This is a genomic window from Nocardiopsis rhodophaea (assembly GCF_039530945.1).
Taxonomy (GTDB): Bacteria; Actinomycetota; Actinomycetes; order Streptosporangiales; family Streptosporangiaceae; genus Nocardiopsis_C; species Nocardiopsis_C rhodophaea.
In genome coordinates, this window is sequence record NZ_BAAAPC010000006.1 from 237584 (window position 1) to 257744 (window position 20161).

The following is a 20161-nucleotide window of genomic DNA, read 5'->3' on the forward strand; positions in this document are numbered from 1 at the left end:
CCCCTCTCGCAACCCCGACTCCTGGTTCCGCATTCCGGGGACAGGCGTGGCAGGATCTAGGACGACGACAACTCAAGGGACGGCCCGCTGCACGCGGATCCGCGACGCGGGCGGTCATCATCTCCGGCCGGCGAAGACGGCGGCCGTGAAGGGAGTGAACGTGGCGGGCAACCTGACACGCGACGAGGCACGTGAGCGCGCTCGGATCCTCGACGTGGCCTCGTATGACGTGGAGCTCGACCTCACGACGGGCGAGGAGACCTTCCGGTCCGGCACCGTGGTGCGCTTCGACTGCTCTGAGCCGGGTGCCGAAACGTTCATCGACTTGGTCGCCCCGCAGGTGCGTTCCGTCGTGCTCAACGGGCGGGAACTGGACACCGCGACGGTGGTCCGGGACGGGCGCATCAGGCTGCCCGACCTGGCCGCCACCAACGAGCTGCGGGTGGTCGCCGACGCCGCCTACATGCGCACGGGCGAGGGACTGCACCGGTTCGTCGACCCGGTCGACGCGAGCGTCTACCTGTACACGCAGTTCGAGACGTCCGACGCGCACCGCATGTACACCTGCTTCGACCAGCCCGACCTCAAGGCGAAGTTCGAGCTGACCGTGCTCGCCCCCGCCGACTTCGAGGTGGTTTCCAACAGCGCGCCCGACGTCGCGCGCGAGGTGGTCGAGGACAGCGCCGGCGGTCCGAAGACGCGCTGGCACTTCCCGGCGACCGAGCCGATGTCCACCTACATCACCGCGCTGATCGCCGGCCCGTACCACGTGGTGCGCGACGAGCACGACGGCATCCCGCTGGGCGTCTACTGCCGGAAGTCCCTGGCCGAGCACCTCGACGCGGACGCGATCCTGGAGGTCACCAAGCAGGGCTTCGACTTCTACCACGGCCTGTTTGGCCTGCGGTACCCGTTCGGCAAGTACGACCAGCTGTTCGTGCCGGAGTTCAACGCGGGCGCCATGGAGAACGCGGGTGCGGTGACCTTCCTGGAGGACTACGTCTTCCGCTCCCGGGTCACCGACGCCCACTACGAGCGCCGTGCCGAGACGATCCTGCACGAGATGGCGCACATGTGGTTCGGCGACCTCGTCACCATGCGCTGGTGGGACGACCTGTGGCTGAACGAGTCCTTCGCGACCTTCGCCAGCGTCTACTGCCAGGCCGAGGCCACCCGCTGGAAGGACGCCTGGACCACGTTCGCCAACGTGGAGAAGGCGTGGGCGCTGCGCCAGGACCAGCTGCCGTCGACCCACCCGATCGCCGCGGACATCCCGGATATGCAGGCGGTCGAGGTCAACTTCGACGGCATCACCTACGCCAAGGGCGCCTCGGTGCTCAAGCAGCTCGTGGCCTACGTCGGCGTGGACGCGTTCTTCGCCGGGGTCCGCGAGTACTTCAAGGAGCACGCCTGGGGCAACACCGAGCTGCGTGACCTGCTGGTGAAGCTGGAGGAGGCCTCAGGGCGGGACCTGGCCGCGTGGTCGCGCGAATGGCTGGAGACGGCGGGCGTGAACACCATGCGCCCGGAGTTCAGTGTGGACGAGGAGGGCGCCTTCACCTCCTTCACGGTGCTGCAGGAGGCCGCGCCCGACTACCCGACCCTGCGCTCCCACCGGCTGGCCATCGGCCTCTACGACCGCACCGACGCGGGCATCGTGCGCCGCCGCCGCGTCGAGCTCGACGTCTCTGGCGCCCGGACCGAGGTCCCGGACCTCGTCGGCGAGGTCCAGCCGGACCTGGTCCTGATCAACGACGACGACCTGACGTTCACCAAGATCCGCCTCGACGAGCGTTCGCTGCGCACCGTCGTGGAGGGCGTCGGGGAGATCCAGGGGTCGCTGCCGCGTGCCCTGTGCTACTCGGCGGCCTGGGACATGGCCCGCGACGCCGAGATGGCGGCCCGCGACTATGTCGAGCTGGTCATCTCCGGTATCAGCGGGGTGAAGGACGTCTCCGTGGCGCAGACGCTGCTGCGGCAGGCGGTCGCGGCGCTGCACAGCTACGTCGCCCCGGAGTGGCGCGAGACCGGCTTCAACCGGCTCGCGGCGCGGCTGCGCGACCTGCTGACCTCGGCCGAGCCCGGGAGCGACCTGCAGCTGGCCTACACCCACGCGTTCGCCGACGCGGCCGTCGACAGCGAGCACCTCTCGCTGCTGAGCGGGCTGCTGGACGGCGCCATCACGGTCGAGGGCCTGACGATCGACACCGACCTGCGCTGGCGGCTGCTGCGCCGCCTGGTCGTCGGCGGCCAGGCCGGCGAGAAGGAGATCGCGGCCGAGCTGGAGGCCGACCCGACCGCGACGGGCGAGCGGCACGCGGCCGGGTGCCGCGCGGCGATCCCGACGCCCGACGCCAAGGCCGCGGCCTGGGAGCGGATCCAGTCCGCCACCGAGATGGCCAACGCGGAGTTCCGGGCGACCCTGAGCGGTTTCAACGAACCGGCGCACCGCGAGCTCTACCGGCCGTATGTGGACGCTTACTTCGGTCTGCTCGCCGAGGCGTGGAAGAACTGGACGGGTGAGTTCGCCCAGTCCTTCGCCGAGGGCGCCTACCCGGGCAACCTCATCGAGGAGGAGACGCTGCGCCGGACCGACGCCTACATCGAGAGCGAGGACCCCGCCCCCGCTCTGCGCCGCCTGCTGATCGAGGGCCGCGCCGGTGTCGGGCGCGCGCTGAAGGCGCAGCGCCGCGACGCCCAGAGCTAGGGGATCGATCGGAGCACACCTCCGATCCGCGTTCCACGGCTTTGGCGCCGCCCCCTCCGTTGGTCTCGGCGGTAGCGACGGAATACTCGCCGGATTTCCGTCGATATCGCCGAGGTCAACGGAGGGTCGGCGGTGCCGGCCGCCGTGCCGGGCGCTCAACTGCGCGGCGCGCACCAGTCCTCGGTGAGCGGGCGCAGGGCACGTCGGACCTGCGCGCACAGCTGGGGGTCGGCGATGAGTTCGTCGAGCAGGATCGGCTCGCCCTCGGCGCTGGTCAACGGGATGCGCCAGTTGGGGTACTCGGTGCTGGTGCCCGGCTGGTTCTGCATACGACGGTCGCCCACCACGTCCGTCAGCGCGATCCCGATCATCCGCGCCGGGGTGCGGGCGAGATAGGCGTGCAGGGCCACCACGACCTCCGCCGGGCAGGAGACCGGGTCGGTGTCGGACGCCAGCAGGCCGAGCTCGATGAGCATCGCCCGCCATACGGCCACCTGCTCCTCGGCGTCGGCGCGCTCCTCCTTGACCGGGCGGCGCAGCAGGCCGAGGCGGTCGCGCAGCTCGACGTGTTCGGCTGACAGGAACGAGGCCACGGGCGGCAGGTCGTGGGTGGCGACGGTCGCCAGGCACTCCGGCCGCCAGTCCTCGGGGCGGCGCGGGTTCCCCTTGGTGTCGCGCTCGAACCACAGCACCGACGTGCCCAGGATGCCGCGTTCGGCGAGGTGGTCCCGCACCCAGGGCTGCACCGTTCCGAGGTCTTCGCCGATCACCACCGAGTCGGTCTCCTTGGCGGTCAGGGCCAGGGCGCCCACCATGCCCTCGTGGTCGTAGCGGACGTAGGTGCCCTGGTCGGGCGAGGCCCCTTCCGGGACCCACCACAGCCGGAACAGGCCCATGACGTGATCGGCGCGGACGCCGCCGGCGTGGCGCATCGCCTGGCGGAGGACCTGCCGGAAGGGGGCGTAGCCCTGTTCGGCCAGGCGAACAGGGTGCCAGGGCGGCTGCGCCCAGTCCTGGCCCTGCTGGTTGAACGCGTCAGGGGGCGCGCCCACCGTGACGCCGGTGACGAGGGCGTCGCGATACATCCACGCGTCGGCCCCGCCGTCGCGCACGCCGATCGCCAGGTCGTGCACGATGCCGACGGACATGCCCGCGGCGCTCGCACCGGCCTGCGCGGCGGCCAGCTGGTCGTCGAGGATCCACTGCAGCCAGCGGTGGAACTCGATGTCGGGCCAGCGGCGCAGTGCCTCCTTGCCGACGGTGTGCGAGGTCACGTCGCGCAGCCGCTCCGGCCAGTCGCGGTAGTCGGAGCCGTACTGCTCGGCCAGGGCGCACCAGGTGGCGTACTCGACCAGGGAAGCGCCCTCGCGCTCCAGGAAGGCCTGGTACGCGGCTTCCCGGGCCGCGGTCCGGCGGACGTTGAACAGGGCGAGCAGGGCGGCGCGTTTGGCCTCCCAGACGCTGTCGCGGTCGAGGAGGTCGGCGGTGCGACCGCGTTCGCGCAGCGGGCGGGCGAGCCGTTGAATGCCCTCACGCTGGGCGGATTCGAGCCGCGTGTACTCCGGGATGTCCTCGATACGGATGTAGAGGGGGCTGGCGTAGCGGCGGCTGACCGGCAGGTAGGGCGAGGGTTCGATGGGCGGCCCCGGCTCGGTGGCATGCACCGGGTTGATGACGGTGAAATCGGCGCCCAGGTCGCGCGCGCTCCAGTCGGCGAGTTCGGCGAGGTCGCGCAGGTCCCCCATGGACCAGGAGGCGCGGGAGCGCAGCGAGTACAGCTGGACCATCAGGCCCCAGGCGCGCTGGTCGCGCAGGGCGGGCGGGAGCGCCAGCCGGTCGGGGACGACCAGCATCGGGGCGCTCTGGGTGACGGTGCCGTCGCGGCCGCCGTTCGCGGCGCCCGGGGCGCGTTCGGCGTGGATCCGGTGGACGCCGAGCGGGAGCCCCGGATCAATCTCGGCGTGCTCGCCGCTGTCGAGCTCCACCCAGGTGCGGACGCCGTCGGGCCGCGGGAACCGTGGGAGGTGTCCCTCGCGGACGACGACCGCGGGGGGCAGCAGGCGGCGTTCTTGCACGGCCCAGTGCGCTTCGAGCGCGGCCCGCGGATCCGACACATCGACGCCGAGCGCGGTCAGGACGTGCCGGAGTGTGTCGACCCCGACGTGCACGCTCCGGCCACGCCAGTCCTCGTACACCGTCGCTACGCCGTGCTCCTCGGCCAACCGGGCCAGCTCCGCATCCCTCACAAGAACTGATGATGCCCTACACGGCGCTTCTGTCACGGCTTCGCCATACCCTGAACGCGCGTTCGGCCCGCCGGAATGCGGCGCCGCGGCCCCTGTGGCCCTCCTGCCTCACCAGTTATCAAAACCTCGCTTTTCGGGGCGGATGGCCGAAACAGGTATGCGACCGGATATTCGACCCATGATCCTGACAATGGTGTGCATAATCGGATGGTGCTCCAGTCCTATCGCCGGCTCTTCGCGCTCCCCCACGTCTCCTCCCTCCTGCTCTGGTCGTTGGCGTCCCGCCTGTACATGCCGGGCCAGCCGATCGCGATCACGTTCCTGGTCGCCGAGTGGACCGGGTCCTACACCAAGGCGGGGCTGATCCTCGGCCTGCTCATCGTGGGCACCGCTCTCGTCGCGCCGATCCGCGGGCGCATGGCCGATCGGGGCGCCGCCGATCGCATCGTCCTCGTCTGCGGGATCGTCTACGCCCTCGGGCTGACCCTGATCGCTGTGCTGCCCGCCCGCCTGTGGTGGGCGGCGGTCCCGATCGCGCTGGCCAGCGGGCTCTTCACTCCCCCGGCCAACCAGATCGTGCGCGCGATGTGGCCGCGCCTCACCACCGGCCGCGACCTCCGGGCCGTCTATGCGGCGGAGGCGACCACGCAGGAGCTGTTGTTCGTCTTCGGGCCTATGCTCGCGGCGGGGGCGGTGGCGATGGCCAACGCGCGCGTGGCGCTTCTTCTCCTGGCGGCGACCGCGCTGACCGGCTCGCTCGGTTTCATGGTGGCACTGCGCCGCGCCGGGGTCGTCGAGGCGGTAGCGGGCTCCGGGGACGAGACCTCCCCCGCGCCGGGACCGCGCCTCTCGCTGCTGTGCTCTGGCTGGATGGCGCTGTTCCTGCCCATGATGCTCCTGGTGGTCGTCGGACTCATCGGCGTGGACCTGGTCATGGTCGCGTGGGCCAACGAGCGCAGCAGCCCCGGATTGGCCATGGTGCTGGCCGGGGTCTGGGCGGCCGGTTCCCTGGTCGGGGGCCTGGTCGCGGGCGCTCTCCCCGGCACCCCTCACCTGTCCCGCCGGTTCTTCGGCGCCGCGGTGGGGGTCGTCCTGCTGGTGCCGTTCCTCCCGCCGCTGACACACCTGCCGACGCCGCTGCTGATCCTCCCCGTTCTGTTCGTCTCCGGCCTTGCCATCGCCCCCACCCTGGCGGCGGTGATGGGGCGGCTCAGCGACATCGCCCCTCCGAACCGGCGGGCCGAGGCTTTCGGGTGGATGACCACGGCCCAGACCACCGGGGCGGCGTCCGCCGCCCCGGTGATGGGGGCGCTCATGGACTGGAGCGGTGTGGCGGCAGGGGCCGCGGGGGCGGCCGTGGCGGTCGTCCTCGCCGCCGTGATCAGCCCGTTCATCCCCGCGCCCCACGGGGAGCGCGGGGAGCGGGACGGCGCGGCAGCCGCCGGCCGCGGCACGTCAGGACACGAGGGCGAGGTGGCCGGAGAGCCGGACGTGCGCTGAGCGGGCGCAGCGCGGGGACACCGCCCATGCCGCCCTCCCTCATCCCCCGGAGGGACGTGTGCGCCGCACTGGCGGTCGCGCCTTTCCCTCACTCGCGCCAGATCTGGGGCGTGCGCCCGGCCCACGGCCGCGCCGCCTCCAACTGCGCCGACAGCGAGAGCAGTGTCGGCTCGCCGCCCATCTGCCCGCTGAGCATGACGCCGATGGGCAGCTCCCGCTCGGTCCAGTACAGGGGGATGCTGACCGAGGGCTGGCCGGTGATGTTGAACATCGAGGTGAAGGGGGTAAACGCGGTCATGCGCGCGAACTCCTCGGCCGGGTCGGCGTCGAAGTGGCCGACCGGTACGGGGGGCAGCGCAAGCGTCGGGGTCAACACGGCGTCGTAGGGGAGCATCCGCGGCAGGGCGGCGCGGACGCGCTGCTGCAGGCCGATGGCGGCCCGCGCGTAGTCGTACGCCGAGAGGGAGCGCGCCCGCTCGCGCAGCCAGCGGTTGATGGGCCGCAGGTGCTGTTCCCGCTCCGCGGGCACCGGAAGGGTCAGTGCCATGACCGCCCACACGGTGCTGAACAGGTCGAGCAGACCGGGGCCGAAGGGCGGGTCGATCTCCTCGACGTCGTGGCCGAGCTGCACGAGCAGCCGCGTCGCCGACTCGTAGGCGGCGATCACATCGGGGTGGACGTCGACGCCGGGGACCGCCGGCGCGCGGAACCGGGCGATGCGCAGCCGTCCGGGATCGCGCCGGGCGTGGTCGAGGAACGTCTCCCCTTCGGGGAGCGGCGGGGCGGTGTAGTAGTCACCGGGCAGGTTGACCGACATGACGTCGAGCAGCAGCGCGGCGTCGGCCACGGTCCGGGTGAGGGGGCCGGCGGTGGCCAGTCCGATGAGATCGGGCGCGAACGGTGCCGCGCTGATGCGGCCGCGTGTGGGCTTGAGCCCGAAGATCCCACACGCACTGGCGGGGATGCGGATCGAGCCGCCCCCGTCGCTGCCGTGGGCGACGGGGGCCAGCCCTCCGGCCACGGCGGCCGCGGCCCCGCCGCTCGACCCTCCGGCCGAGAGCGTGAGGTCCCACGGCGTGCGCGCGGGCGGGGCGACGTCGTTCTCCGTGTAGCAGGGCGAACCGAACTCGGGGGTGTTGGTCTTTCCGGGGAAGACCGCGCCCGCAGCACGGAGCTGGCCGACGACGGCTGCGTCGCCATCGGCCGTGTTGTCGGTGAAAGCCTGGGAACCGTAGGTGTGCCGGACTCCGGTGAGGGGGTCCAGGTCCTTGATCGGGACGGGCACGCCGAGCAGCGGGGGCAGGTTTTCGGGCGCGTCCTGGAGCACCCGCTTCTCCGCCTTCCGGGCCTGCTCCCTCGCCGATTCCTGAATGACCGTAATAAAGGCCCCGAGGCGCGTGTCGTGCCGGTCGATCCGCGCCAGGTAATGATCAGCGATCTCCGTCGGCGACAGCTCGCGGTTGCGAACGGCTCGGGCCAGCTCGATCGCCGTGAGGTCGTGCATCTCCGTCATGGGCTGAGCGTAGCGATACCGTGCCGGGAGCGGGACGACGGCTTCGGTGCGCGGAAGCGCACACCTCTCTAGAGATGTCGCCGATAAAGAGTAAACATTCCCCGCCGCGCCTCCCTGAACACGTGAGAAACGCCTCGCCCCAGGGAAGAAAAGTGTGAGATTCAATGGACTGTGACTCGCATCTGGATGGACCTACTCTTTCCTCTGTGGAATCGGCAACCAGAGTCAAAGAGGGCGAGCAGAGCCCGGGACCGACCTACGCGTCCCCCTTCGTCACATCCGACGGCAGTCGTTTTCGAAATTCCCCCGGCCTCAAAGACGTCGCGTCGAGAACATATGGCTCACTCCTGGCCGGGGAGTCGACGAGACGATGGGCGATTCGTGGCGGCGCCGCTGTCGTGATCGGCTTGGCCGCCGGATTCCTCGTGTCCGAGTGGCGGATCGGCGTGACCATCGGTGCCGCCGCGCTCATCGGCATGATCGTCCATCACATGCGCCGCCAGTCCGAGGTGCCGCGATGGCGCACGCCTTCGGCCGCGCAGCGCAAGACCGAGGCCCAGCTCCGGGTGATGCAGAAAGTGGGCTACCGGGTCCTGCACGCCCGCGGCATCCCCGGCGGCAACGGGCAAATCGACCACTTCATCGTCGGCCGACGCGGCGCGTTCGCAATCGACTCCGAGTCGTGGGACAAGCGGCTTCCGCTCCGCAACAAGCTCGAAAAGCTCTACCACGGGCGGTTCTCCAAGAACGAGCGCATCGACGAGGCCCTGGAGGAGGCCCTGGTGGCCCAGCGGCTCATCAGCGAGGAGCTGGGCCGCGAGATCAGGGTGCGCGCGTCTCTGGCCATCTACGGACCGGGCATGCCATGGGACAGCCATCGGCTGCGCGGAGTCGACATCATCCAGGGAAACAAGGTGCGCAAGTGGCTGCGCACCGGAAAGGACCGCCTCACCGAGACCGAAATCGAGGAGATCTACCAGGCGGCGCTCAAGGTCCTTCCGCAGCGCTACTGAGGGGGCCTCTCCCACCGGGAGGCCCCCTCAGTAGCGCCCCTGAGCAGCCTCAACAGGCCCGATCCCCTGGCCCTGGTCGGGCGGAGAGGGGCGGCGCAAAGCGCCGCCCCTCTCCCTTATGCCCCGCGTTTCCCGCCTGATTTCTCCCGCCTGCCCCCACGCACGAACCTCGCCCCCCACGGCCCCCGCAAGCGGCCCAGCCCCGCCCTTCCAGGAGCTCCACCCACGCCTCGTCTCATAATCCGGACACCAAATCTTCAAAAACGAGACGCGAGCACTGCTCACGCGCGGCTACTATCAATGGGAAGCACTCGTATCGACGGGAGTCTCACCCCATGCCCGCGCTTCGCTCACGCACGGTCACCCACGGCAGGAACATGGCCGGTGCACGCGCTCTCATGCGCGCGACCGGCGTCGAACGTGAAGACTTCGGCAAGCCCATCGTGGCCATCGCCAACAGCTTCACCCAGTTCGTGCCGGGCCACGTCCACCTCCGCGAGGTGGCCGACGTCGTGGCGGGCGCCGTACGCGAGGCCGGCGGCGTCCCCCGCGAGTTCAACACCATCGCCGTGGACGACGGCATCGCCATGGGCCACGGCGGGATGCTCTACTCGCTGCCCAGCCGCGAGCTGATCGCCGACGCCGTCGAGTACATGGTCAACGCCCACTGCGCCGACGCGCTGGTGTGCGTGTCCAACTGCGACAAGATCACCCCCGGCATGCTGCTGGCGGCCATGCGGCTGAACATCCCCACGGTGTTCGTCTCCGGCGGTCCGATGGAGGCGGGCAAGGTGACGGTCGTCGACGGCACCGCCACCAAGGTCCGCAAGCTCGACCTGATCAACCCGATGGTCGCCTCCGCCGACGAGAGCGTCTCGCAGGCCGAGCTCGACGAGATGGAAGAGGCCGCCTGCCCCACGTGCGGCTCCTGCTCGGGCATGTTCACGGCCAACTCGATGAACTGCCTCACCGAGGCCATCGGCCTGGCGCTTCCCGGCAACGGCACGGTGCTGGCCACACACGTCGCCCGCAAGCGCCTGTACGAGGACGCCGGCCGCGTGGTCGTCGACGCCGCGCGGCGCTACTACCAGGAGGACGACTCCTCGGTGCTCCCGCTGTCTATCGCCACACCGGAGGCGTTCGGCAACGCGATGGCCCTCGACGTCGCGATGGGCGGCTCGACCAACACCATCCTGCACCTGCTGGCCGCCGCCACCGAGGCGGGCGTGGACTTCGGCCTGCCCGAGATCGACGCGCTCTCCCGGCGCGTGCCGTGCCTGTGCAAGGTCGCGCCGAACACGGAGAAGTACCACATCGAGGACGTCCACCGGGCGGGCGGCATCCCGGCCATCCTCGGCGAACTCGCACGCGGCGGGCTGCTCGACACCTCACTGCCCACCGTGCACGGCCGCACCATCGGCGAGTTCATCGCCGACTGGGACCTCGTCTCCGGCAGCACACTGCCCGAGGCCGTAGAGCTGTTCCACGCCGCCCCGGGCGGCAAGCGCACCACCAAGGCCTACTCCCAGGACGTCCGCTGGGACACCCTGGACACCGACCGGGAGAACGGCTGCATCCGCGCCGTGGACCACGCCTACACCGCCGACGGCGGGCTGGCGGTCCTCTTCGGCAACCTCGCCCCCGACGGCGCCATCGTCAAGACGGCCGGGGTCGAGGAGGAGCTGTGGACGTTCAGCGGCCCGGCCAAGGTCTTCGAGAGCCAAGAGGACGCCGTTGACGGCATCCTCGGCAAGCGCGTCGAGCCGGGTGACGTCGTCGTCATCCGCTACGAGGGTCCCAAGGGCGGCCCCGGCATGCAGGAGATGCTCTACCCGACGAGCTTCCTCAAGGGCCGCGGCCTGGGCAAGGCCTGCGCCCTGATCACCGACGGCCGGTTCTCCGGGGGCACCTCGGGCCTGTCCATCGGCCACGCCTCCCCGGAGGCGGCCTCCGGCGGCGACATCGCCCTGGTAGAGGATGGCGACACCATCAGCATCGACATCCCCAACCGCGGCATCACCCTGGAGGTCCCCTCCGAGGAACTCGACGCCCGCCGTGAGCGCCTCCTCAAGGAACTGGGCCGCTTCCGCCCCAAGGACCGCCAGCGCTCGGTCACCCCGGCCCTGCGCGCCTACGCCGCCATGGCCACCTCGGCCTCCACAGGCGCCGCCCGCGACGTCAGCCAGGTGGAATGAGTCCCACGGCTCACCGACCGTTCGCCTGACTCATCAGCGCCCCACCGCACCGGATCCATCCGCGCGCGGTGGGGCGCTTCTCGTCCGTTCGGCGCCGCGCGCGGTGAGATCGGCCAGGAGGACGCGCAGCAGGTCCGCGAGGTGCTCACGCTGGTCGGCGGTAAGGCCGTCGAGCAGGGTTTCCTCATGACGCAGCAGGTCATCGACGGTCCGCTCAATGAGGGCGTGCCCCTCAGGGGTGAGTTCGACGGTCGTGCTGCGCCCGTCCGGCCCTCCCTTGAACCGGCGGACCAGCCCCTGCTCCTCTGCGCGGGCCACACGCAGCGAAACCGCTCCGGGGCTGACGAGCGCCGCGCGGGCGATCTGGGTGGGGGTCAGCCGGTAGGGCGGGCCGGAGCGACGCAGGGTGCTGAGCAGGTCGCGGGTGGCGGAGTCCATACCCAGACGAGCCATGGTGCGCCTGCGGTCGTCGTCGAGCAGCTTGGCCACCTGCCAGATGCGGGTGATGACCCCGATGGAGCCAACGGGGGTGCCCGGCCGTTCGCGCAGCCATGCCTGCTGGATGCGGTCAACCGCGTCCTCAGCGGGCTCAACGGCGTTTCCCAACAGGGGCGCCGGTTGGTCCTCATCCCGGTGCGGGGGTTCGGCGTTCATAGTGATACTTTACCGCTAAAGCATCTATTTCATCGCTAAAGGAGATTTGCGTGAGACGTGTCGTGGTGTCCGGCGGCGGAACCGGCATCGGCCTGGCGGTAGCGGAGCGCTTCGCGTCCTCCGGAGCCCAGGTGACGATCCTCGGCCGACGCGAGGCGGTGCTTCGGCGGGCCGCCGGGCGGATCGGTGCCGAGCCGGTGGTCTGCGATGTGACCGACCCGGCCGCGGTGGCCGCGGCCCTGCCGCACCTGCCGGACACAGTCGATGTCGTGGTCAACAACGCGGGCGGCAACACCGGCTTCGACGAGCCACAGCAGACGAACGGGGGCACCGGCGCGGCCGGCGGAACGCCCCCTACCGGAGAGGGACTGGCGGAACTGGCGGCGAGCTGGCGGCGGAACATCGACGCGAACCTGATCTCGGCGGTCCTACTTACGGCGGCTCTGCGTCCCCGGCTGGCCTCCGCCGGGCGCGTGGTCACCCTCGGCTCCATCGCCGCACGGACGGGGGCCGCCTCCTACGGAGCGGCCAAGGCCGCTATCGAGGCCTGGACGATCGACCTCGCTGGGGAACTGGGGCCCCGGGGGATCACGGCCAACGTGGTGTCCCCCGGGCTGATCTCCGGAACCGAGTTCTTCAAGGGCCACCTCAGCGGGGAGCGCGAGGAGCGCCTCGTCGCCGCCACCGCCACCGGTCGTCCTGGCACCACCGGCGATGTCGCCGCTCTGGTCACCTTCCTGGCGTCTCCCGAAGCGGGGCACATCACCGGCCAGGTGCTGCACGTCAACGGCGGTGCCTACCTCGGTCGGTGACCCGGGCACCCCAGGTGACCCGATAACCCGCCCCCGGGCGCACGCCGACAGTACCCACGACCGGACCGGATGCTCATCGGTCGTGGGCGCTGTCGGCTGTGGCGGCTCTGGGGCGTTTCTCGGGTTGGTATTGTTCGGCTCGCCGATGGGGCCGCTAGGCCGCCATTCTCGCCATGTACGGGGCCCATTGGGGGTCGCCGTGGTGTTCGCCGTTGATGAGCCGCCAGTGCAGGCCCCTGGGAACTGCGGGGGTCACGTTGAGTTTCCAGCCCAGCTCGTCGAGGAGGCGGTCGGCTTTGCGGTGGTTACACGGTTTGCACGACGCCACGACGTTCTCCCAGACGTGGGCGCCACCGCGGCTGCGCGGGATGACATGGTCGATGGTTTCGGCCCGCTTCCCGCAGTAGGCGCAGTGGTGCCCGTCCCGACGCATGAGCGCCGCGCGGGTGAGGGGGACGCGTCTCCGGTAGGGGACGCGGATGTAGCGCCGAAGTCGGATCACCGACGGCACCGACAGTGCCGTGGTCGCCGAGTGCAGGACGGCGCCTCCAGTGTCGCCGTGCACGACTTCGGCTTTTTCCCGCAACACCAGAAGTATCGCTCGCCGCAACGGTAGGGTCGTCAAAGGTTCGTAACTCGCGTTGAGAAGCAGCACGTGGCGGTGGACTGGGCCGCCCTCCGTACCGCGTGCGGTGCTCATCGCGTCTCCGGTGCCGGTGCGCCGACCGGCCAGTTGCCTGTCTCTTCCCCGGCCAGCCGATCGGCCAGCCAGGAAGCCTCCCTGTGAACCGGTCGGGTGACCGGTACTGTTCTCGTTTCCACACGGACCTCCCGTGGGTGGTTCCCGCCGAGTAACGTCCCGCATTCAGTTTGCTTGCTCGACGTGCTTCACCGCCACCCCAATTACCGTGAGCCAGGGAAAACCTCAGAGAAACTCGCCTCCAGGTGAGGCGGTGGAATTCCCTCGGTGAACCACGCCTGAACCGGGGAGAGCCGGTGTGGATAGAGTGCGGTCATGCCTGCTGAACGCCGTTACCCCGCTGCCGAGCGCCTCGAACTCAGCGAGACACTGCACGGCCGCGACGTCCGTGATCCCTACCGCTGGCTGGAGGAGGCGGACTCCGCCCAGACGAAGGAATGGGCCGCCGCCCAGGACACCCTCTTCAACGAGGTCGCGGCCGATCTGCCGACACGCGGCTGGTTCGCCGAACGCATCCACGAGTTGATGGGGGCCGGATACGTCGGCGCGCCGGTGTGGCGGGGGGACCGGCGGTTCTTCACCCGCCGGATTGCCGAGCAGGAGCACGGGGTGCTGCACACCGTAGAGCCGGGCGGCGACACCGAGCGGGTGCTGATCGACCCCACGGCCCTGGACCCCAGCGGTGGGACCACGCTCGACTCCTGGCGGCCCGACCGCGAGGGACGGCTGACGGCCTATCAGCTCTCCGAGGGAGGCGACGAGGAGTCGCTGCTGCGCGTCATGGACGTCGCCACCGGACAGGACGTCGACGGCCCGATCGACCGATGCCGCTACTCCCCCATCGCCTGGCTGCCCGGAGGCGAGGCGTTCTACTACATTCGCCGCCTGGCTCCCGAGCTGGTCCCCGAGGGCGAGGACCAGTACCACCGCCGTGTCTACCTGCACCGCGTGGGATCGCCGGTGGAGGAGGACGTGCTTGTCTTCGGGGAGGGCCGCGACAAGGCCGAGTACTACGGCCTGGCGCTGAGCAGGGACGCGCGGTGGCTGGTACTCACCGCGGTCAAGGGCACGGCCTCGCGCAACGACGCGTGGATCGCCGACCTCGGGGAGTCCGGCCCTGATGCGCCCCGGTTCGTCCCGATCCAGGAGGGGGTCGACGCCGAGGTCTCCCCCTTCGTGGGGCGGGACGGGCGCCTCTACCTGTTCACCGATCGCGACGCGCCGCGCGGCCGCCTGTGTGTGACCGACCCCGCCACACCCGACTACGAGCACTGGCGCACCCTCATCGACACCGACCCCGACGCCGTTCTGACCGACATCGCGATCCTCGACGGTGCGGAGTTGGCGTCGGCGCAGCTGCTGGTCGCCTGGCGGAGGCATGCCATCAGCGAGATCAGCGTGCACGACCTCGCCTCCGGCGAGCGGCGCGGCGAGCTGCCGCTCCCCGGCCTCGGGTCGGTCGGCGGACTGATCGAACGCCCCGAGGGCGGGCATGAGGCGTGGTTCGGCTACACGGACACCACCTCGCCGTCCGCGGTCCACCACTACGACGGGCGGACGGGCGCGGTGTCGCTCTGGGAGAGCGCGCCGGGCACCCTCGACCTCCCGGAGGTCCGGACCGATCAGGTCACCTATACCTCGCGCGACGGAACAGCCGTGCGGATGCTGGTGGTCTCCCCGCCGGAGGAGGCGGATGGGCCGCGTCCGGCCGTCCTGTACGGCTACGGAGGCTTCTCGATCTCCCTCACCCCGGGCTACACCGCGACGGCACTGGCGTGGGTGCGGGCCGGGGGCGTGTACGCGATCGCCAACCTGCGGGGCGGCTTGGAGGAGGGCGAGGAGTGGCACCGCGGCGGCATGCTGGGGAGCAAGCAGAACGTCTTCGACGACTGCGCGAGCGCCGCCGAGCACCTCATCGCCACCGGGGTGACCACCGCCGACCAGCTGGCCGTCATGGGCGGGAGCAACGGCGGGCTGCTGGTCGGAGCGTCGATCACGCAGCGCCCCGAACTGTTCGGCGCCGCCGTGTGCTCGGCCCCGCTGCTGGACATGGTCCGCTACGAACGCTTCGGGCTGGGGCAGCTGTGGAACGTGGAGTACGGCAGCGCCGACGACCCCGAGGCGTTCGCCTGGCTGCTGGACTATTCGCCGTACCACAACGTCCGCGAGGGCGTGAGCTACCCCGCGACGCTGTTCACGGTGTTCGACAACGACACCCGCGTGGACCCGCTGCACGCCCGGAAAATGTGCGCGGAGCTCCAGTACGCGACCAGCGCCCCCGTGACGGAACAGCCGATCCTGTTCCGCCGCGAGGCCGATGTCGGACACAGCTCCCGCTCGGTGAGCCGCAGCGTCCGCCTCAGCGCCGACCAGCTGGCGTTCCTGGCGCACTACACGGGGCTGAAGGTGGACGACCGTTCCTGACCGGTCCCACGGGGTCAGCGCGGTCCGTGTCCCGAGGCGTCGGCGGGGGCAGCGCTCCACGGGGCGAGGGGGAGAGGGAGATCACCGGAGGCCGGGCCTCGCTGTCGTCCGTCGAGCTGAAACAATCACCAGGTTGAAACCTAAAACATCGGTGGAGGGATGACAGCAGTGACCGACCACGTGACCGCGACCCCCGTGGTAGAGCGTCCGGGGGACGGTCCCCGGCGGCATGTGTACCTCGCGACCGTCCGCTTCGCCGACCTCGACCCGCTGAACCACGTCAATAACGTCCGGATGCTCACCTATCTGGAGGACGCGCGCATCGCGTTTCTCAAGTGGGACGCGGAGGACGGCGACGCCCGGGTCGGCGGCATGGTGGTCGCCCGGCACGAGGTCGACTACCTGCGCCCGATCCTGCTGCGCCCGGAACCGGTGCGGGTGGAGACGTGGGTGTCGGAGATCCGCAACGCCAGCTTCCGGCTGGAATACGAGATCCTCGACGACGACCACGTCTACGCGCGTGCGGCGTCGGTGATCGTCGGCTACGACCTGGAGACGCAGGCGCCCCGCCGTCTCGACGACAACGAGCGGGCCTACCTCGGCCAGTACCTGCACCCAGCGGAGTAGGGCAGCCCTCGCGCGAGGCCGGGGAAGACGACGGGTCCCGGCTCGGCTAGGCGAGGGAGATGCGGATGGGCTCGTCCCCGTCGTCGTCGCCGGTCTTGGCGTCGGACTCGGCACCACTCTGGGCGGCGGGCTCGACGCTGATCGAGGTCGGGTCGGCCACGTGAGCGGCCTGGGCCTGTTCCGCGCTCGCTTCCGGGGCGTTCACCATGCTGTGCGCCGCCATCACCATGTACTCCCACATTTGCCGGTCGAGCGGGGCGGGCAGGGCGATGTCGTCCATGGCGTCGCGCATGTGGTGCAGCCAGCGGTCGCGTTCGCGGGCGCCGATGGTGAAGGGGAAGTGCCGCATGCGGAGGCGCGGGTGGCCCCGCTGTTCGCTGTAGGTGCGCGGACCGCCCCAGTACTGCATGAGGAACAGGCGCAGCCGTTCCTCGGCCGGGCCCAGATCCTCCTCCGGGTACATCGCCCGCAGCACGGGGTCGCCTGCGACACCCTCGTAGAAGCGGTGGACGAGGCGGACGAAGGTCGCTTCGCCGCCGACAGCCTCGTAGAAGCTCATGTGGTCATCGCGCGCGGAAGTCATAATCACCCGACAGCCTATGTGCTTCCGGCCGGAGTGGCGACCGCCGAGCGCGCGGAGGAAAAGGGGCCGCAGACACGGCGCGGCCCGGGCCGCCACAGGCGGACCCGGGCCATGAGCCGGAGACGTCGCTGGTCAGACGATGATTAGTCGCGGGTGAGCTTGCGGTGGGTGACCGCGTGCGGGCGCGCGGCTTCCGGACCGAGACGCTCGACCTTGTTCTTCTCGTAGGCCTCGAAGTTGCCCTCGAACCAGAACCAGTTGGACTCGCCCTCCCACGCGAGGATGTGCGTGGCGACGCGGTCCAGGAACCAGCGGTCGTGGCTGGTGATCACGGCGCAGCCGGGGAAGTCCAGCAGCGCGTTCTCCAGCGAGCCCAGGGTCTCGACATCCAGGTCGTTGGTGGGCTCGTCCAGCAGCAGCAGGTTGCCGCCCTGCTTAAGGGTGAGCGCGAGGTTCACCCGGTTGCGCTCACCACCGGACAGCACACCGGCCGGCTTCTGCTGCTCGGAGCCCTTGAAGCCGAACGCGGCGACGTAGGCGCGGCTGGGGATCTCGACGTTGCCGACCTGGATGAAGGTCTCGCCGTCGGAGATCACCTCCCAGATGTTCTTGTCAGGGTCGATTCGGCTCCGGTACTGGTCGACGTAGGAGATCTCCACGGTGTCGCCGACGGTGATGGTGCCGGCGTCCGGTGTCTCCTCCCCGACGATCATCTTGAACAGGGTCGTCTTACCGACGCCGTTCGGGCCGATGACACCGACGATGCCGTTGGGCGGCAGCGAGAAGCTCAGGTTCTCGATCAGCTGCTCGTCGAAACCCTTGCTGAGGTTCTTGACCTCGACCACGGTGCTGCCCAGGCGCGGACCCGGAGGGATCTGGATCTCCTCGAAGTCCAGCTTGCGGGTCTTGGCGGCCTCGGTCGCCATCTCCTCGTAGCGCTGCAGGCGGGCCTTGCTCTTGGTCTGGCGCGCCTTGGCGTTGGAGCGGACCCACTCCAGCTCTTCCTTGATCCGCTTCTGCCGCTTGGCGTCCTTCTGGCCCTCGACCTTCAAACGGGCGGCCTTGGTGTCGAGGTAGGTGGTGTAGTTGCCCTCGTAGGGGTAGAGCTTCCCCCGGTCGATCTCCAGGATCCACGTGGCGACGTGGTCCAGGAAGTAGCGGTCGTGGGTGATCGCGACGATCGTCCCGGGGTAGTTCTCCAGGTGCTGCTCCAGCCACTGGACACTCTCGGCGTCGAGGTGGTTGGTGGGCTCGTCGAGCAGCAGCATGTCAGGCTGCTCCAGCAGCAGGCGGCACAGCGCCACGCGGCGCTTCTCGCCACCGGACAGGGTGGTGACGGGGGAGTCGGCCGGCGGGCAGCGCAGCGCGTCCATCGCCTGCGCCAACTGGCTGTCGAGGTCCCAGGCGTTGCGGTGGTCGAGCTGCTCCTGCAGCTTTCCCATCTCTTCGAGGAGGCCGTCGGAGTAGTCGGTCGCCATCTTCTCGGCGATCTCGTTGAACCGGTCCAGCATCCGCTTGGTCTCGGCGACGCCGTCCTCGACGTTCTGCAGGACCGTCTTGTCCGGGTCGAGATGCGGCTCCTGGGCCAGCATGCCCACGCTGAACCCCGGCATCAGTCGCGCCTCACCGTTGGACGGCTGCTCGACGCCCGCAAGGACCTTCAACAGGGTGGACTTGCCCGCGCCGTTCGGCCCGACAACGCCGATCTTGGCGCCGGGCAGGAAGGAACCCGAAACGTCGTCCAAGACGACCTTGTCGCCGTGCGCCTTGCGCACGTTCCGCATGGTAAAGATGTACTCCGGCATGCTCCCCAGCCTAGGGCGTCGGCGCAGGTGCCCTTGACATCACGGCGGATTCACCTCGCCTCCGTCTGTCGCTGGTCCGTCCGGCCGGCCAGCCGCTTCCTCCGGGCCGTGCGTCGTTTCCGGATCCGTCGGGGCGATGGGACGCTTTGGAACCGTTGGGTCCGAAGCGGGTAACGGAACCGCCGAACCACGGAGCGGCGCGACCTCCTCCAGCCACTCGGGGGTCATCGGCTCCCATCTCTCCGGCGGCATCCCACCACGCACGGCGCGGCGGAGCAGCGCCGCCATCGTGTAGTGCGGCGCCGCCTCCTCCACGCGGTCCAACACGACGTCGGCCAGGGCGATATCGCCGCTCTGCCAGGCGGCGAAGGCCAGAAGTGACCCCGGGGCAGCGCTGTAGTCGGCACGCACATGCCGAAACACCTGCCGCCACAGTCCGACGTGGGTATCGAGGTGCGCGGTGTCGATGCGCGCCCAGGCCTCGTCGCGTACCCGGATGGACCCTAGCAGCAGCCCGAGCCAGGCGATGCGCTCGGGGGCGTCGACGAGGTCGCCGCGCAGCGCGGCGCCGACCGCCGCGCGAACCACGCGTACTCCCTCGGAGCGCACCGCGGCGCGCAGGGCCGCCTCGCCGGACGGCAGCAGGCGGTGACGCATCCGCGCGGCACGCTCCTCGGCGTCGAGCGTGGCGCGCTCCATCTGGGCGCGGCGATGGCCGTTGACGGCCGCCACGAACTCCTCAATCACGCCGCGGTCGCGCCAGACGCTGAGGCCGCCCACGACCGCGGTGGCCGGCACCGCGGAGGTGGCGACGTCGTAGGCGACGCCGTCGTGCGGGCAGCACTCCGTGGAGTCGCAGACGTAGGACCAGTAGCGGCCGTCGGACACCCGCAGGGCCTCGCGCACGGGCACGCCGACCGCGGGGGCCCTGGCGCGTAACGCGTCCACGCACGGGGTGATGTGCCGTGCGGAGCCGTAGCCCACCGCGATCACGCTTCCGCAGCCGGCCTCGGCGAGCGTGGCGGCGAGCTGCCCGGCCCATTCCGCGGCGTGCTCGGCGAGTTCGTCGGTGAGATCGCAGCGCAGCAGGCAGCGCACGTGGGTGGCGCAGGCCCGGATTCCGAGGATGACGATGCTGTCAGTGGGATGGAAGCCGAGGAGGTAGGGGACGGCCGCGATGACGTCGGTGGGGTCGCTGATGGTGAGGGTGGTCTGCTCGGGGACATGGACGTGCGGGCTGTCGTCGGTAGCCATACACCCACGGTGGGTGTACGCCGGATCCCGCCACAAGAGGCGGTGTCCGGCTGTGGACGGAGGCGGTTAATCGTTGTGCGCCCTTCCGCCCTGGGCAGGAGGGGGGAGAGGCCGGCCGTCGCCCCCCT

Annotated in this window: 14 protein-coding genes; 7 read left to right on the forward strand and 7 right to left on the reverse strand. The window is 70.4% G+C overall.

Features of this window, described 5'->3' with window-relative positions; all coding sequences use genetic code 11:
* The first annotated feature begins 160 nt into the window (after positions 1–160).
* On the forward strand, positions 161–2707 hold the full coding sequence (pepN, locus tag ABD259_RS09080; protein WP_344161442.1) for an aminopeptidase N: 2547 nt from the start codon (positions 161–163) through the stop codon (positions 2705–2707).
* A 155-nt stretch (positions 2708–2862) separates the two neighbouring features.
* On the opposite strand, the gene malQ is transcribed toward pepN, so the two are convergent.
* The gene (gene malQ, locus ABD259_RS09085; RefSeq protein WP_344161445.1) at positions 2863–4953 is read right to left on the reverse strand and encodes a 4-alpha-glucanotransferase; all 2091 of its coding nucleotides are present in this window, start codon (positions 4951–4953) and stop codon (positions 2863–2865) included.
* Positions 4954–5163: 210 nt separating this feature from the next.
* Here malQ and ABD259_RS09090 point away from each other — a divergent pair, with 210 nt between their 5' ends.
* Entirely contained in the window at positions 5164–6453 is a 1290-nt protein-coding gene (locus tag ABD259_RS09090) for an MFS transporter (protein ID WP_344161510.1), read from the forward strand.
* An 88-nt stretch (positions 6454–6541) separates the two neighbouring features.
* Here the strand turns inward: ABD259_RS09090 and ABD259_RS09095 are convergent, their stop codons facing one another.
* A complete protein-coding gene (locus ABD259_RS09095) occupies positions 6542–7966 on the reverse strand; it encodes an amidase (protein WP_344103995.1) in 1425 nt (474 codons plus the stop codon).
* Between the two features lie 206 nt (positions 7967–8172).
* Here ABD259_RS09095 and ABD259_RS09100 point away from each other — a divergent pair, with 206 nt between their 5' ends.
* Together ABD259_RS09100 and ilvD are read left to right on the forward strand one after the other, a co-directional pair.
* A complete protein-coding gene (locus ABD259_RS09100; RefSeq protein ID WP_425573497.1) occupies positions 8173–8979 on the forward strand; it encodes a nuclease-related domain-containing protein in 807 nt (268 codons plus the stop codon).
* A 335-nt stretch (positions 8980–9314) separates the two neighbouring features.
* A complete protein-coding gene (ilvD, locus tag ABD259_RS09105) occupies positions 9315–11174 on the forward strand; it encodes a dihydroxy-acid dehydratase (protein WP_344103992.1) in 1860 nt (619 codons plus the stop codon).
* Positions 11175–11207: 33 nt separating this feature from the next.
* Here ilvD and ABD259_RS09110 read toward each other — a convergent pair whose 3' ends face one another.
* Positions 11208–11828 (reverse strand): MarR family winged helix-turn-helix transcriptional regulator, encoded by a 621-nt coding sequence (locus ABD259_RS09110; protein ID WP_344103990.1) that lies wholly within the window; start codon positions 11826–11828, stop codon positions 11208–11210.
* A gap of 50 nt (positions 11829–11878) precedes the next feature.
* On the opposite strand from ABD259_RS09110, the gene ABD259_RS09115 reads away from it, so the two are divergent.
* On the forward strand, positions 11879–12640 hold the full coding sequence (locus ABD259_RS09115; protein WP_344161447.1) for an SDR family NAD(P)-dependent oxidoreductase: 762 nt from the start codon (positions 11879–11881) through the stop codon (positions 12638–12640).
* A 154-nt stretch (positions 12641–12794) separates the two neighbouring features.
* On the opposite strand, the gene ABD259_RS09120 is transcribed toward ABD259_RS09115, so the two are convergent.
* Positions 12795–13295: an HNH endonuclease gene (locus tag ABD259_RS09120; RefSeq protein WP_344104224.1), complete on the reverse strand. Its 501-nt coding sequence runs from the start codon at positions 13293–13295 to the stop codon at positions 12795–12797.
* Positions 13296–13655: 360 nt separating this feature from the next.
* Between ABD259_RS09120 and ABD259_RS09125 the strand changes: the two genes are divergently transcribed.
* Both ABD259_RS09125 and ABD259_RS09130 read left to right on the forward strand, forming a co-directional pair.
* Positions 13656–15764, forward strand: a complete 2109-nt coding sequence (locus ABD259_RS09125; protein ID WP_344161450.1) for a prolyl oligopeptidase family serine peptidase — start codon at positions 13656–13658, stop codon at positions 15762–15764.
* A 168-nt stretch (positions 15765–15932) separates the two neighbouring features.
* Complete coding sequence (locus tag ABD259_RS09130; RefSeq protein ID WP_344161453.1) at positions 15933–16391, forward strand: acyl-CoA thioesterase; 459 nt, start codon at positions 15933–15935, stop codon at positions 16389–16391.
* A gap of 46 nt (positions 16392–16437) precedes the next feature.
* Here ABD259_RS09130 and ABD259_RS09135 read toward each other — a convergent pair whose 3' ends face one another.
* From ABD259_RS09135 to ABD259_RS09145, 3 genes are all read right to left on the reverse strand, one after another.
* Positions 16438–16974: a globin gene (locus ABD259_RS09135; RefSeq protein WP_344161456.1), complete on the reverse strand. Its 537-nt coding sequence runs from the start codon at positions 16972–16974 to the stop codon at positions 16438–16440.
* 143 nt (positions 16975–17117) lie between these two features.
* A complete protein-coding gene (ettA, locus tag ABD259_RS09140) occupies positions 17118–18779 on the reverse strand; it encodes an energy-dependent translational throttle protein EttA (protein ID WP_344103981.1) in 1662 nt (553 codons plus the stop codon).
* Positions 18780–18818: 39 nt separating this feature from the next.
* A complete protein-coding gene (locus tag ABD259_RS09145; protein WP_344161459.1) occupies positions 18819–20033 on the reverse strand; it encodes a DUF4192 domain-containing protein in 1215 nt (404 codons plus the stop codon).
* Between the last annotated feature and the right edge of the window lie 128 nt (positions 20034–20161).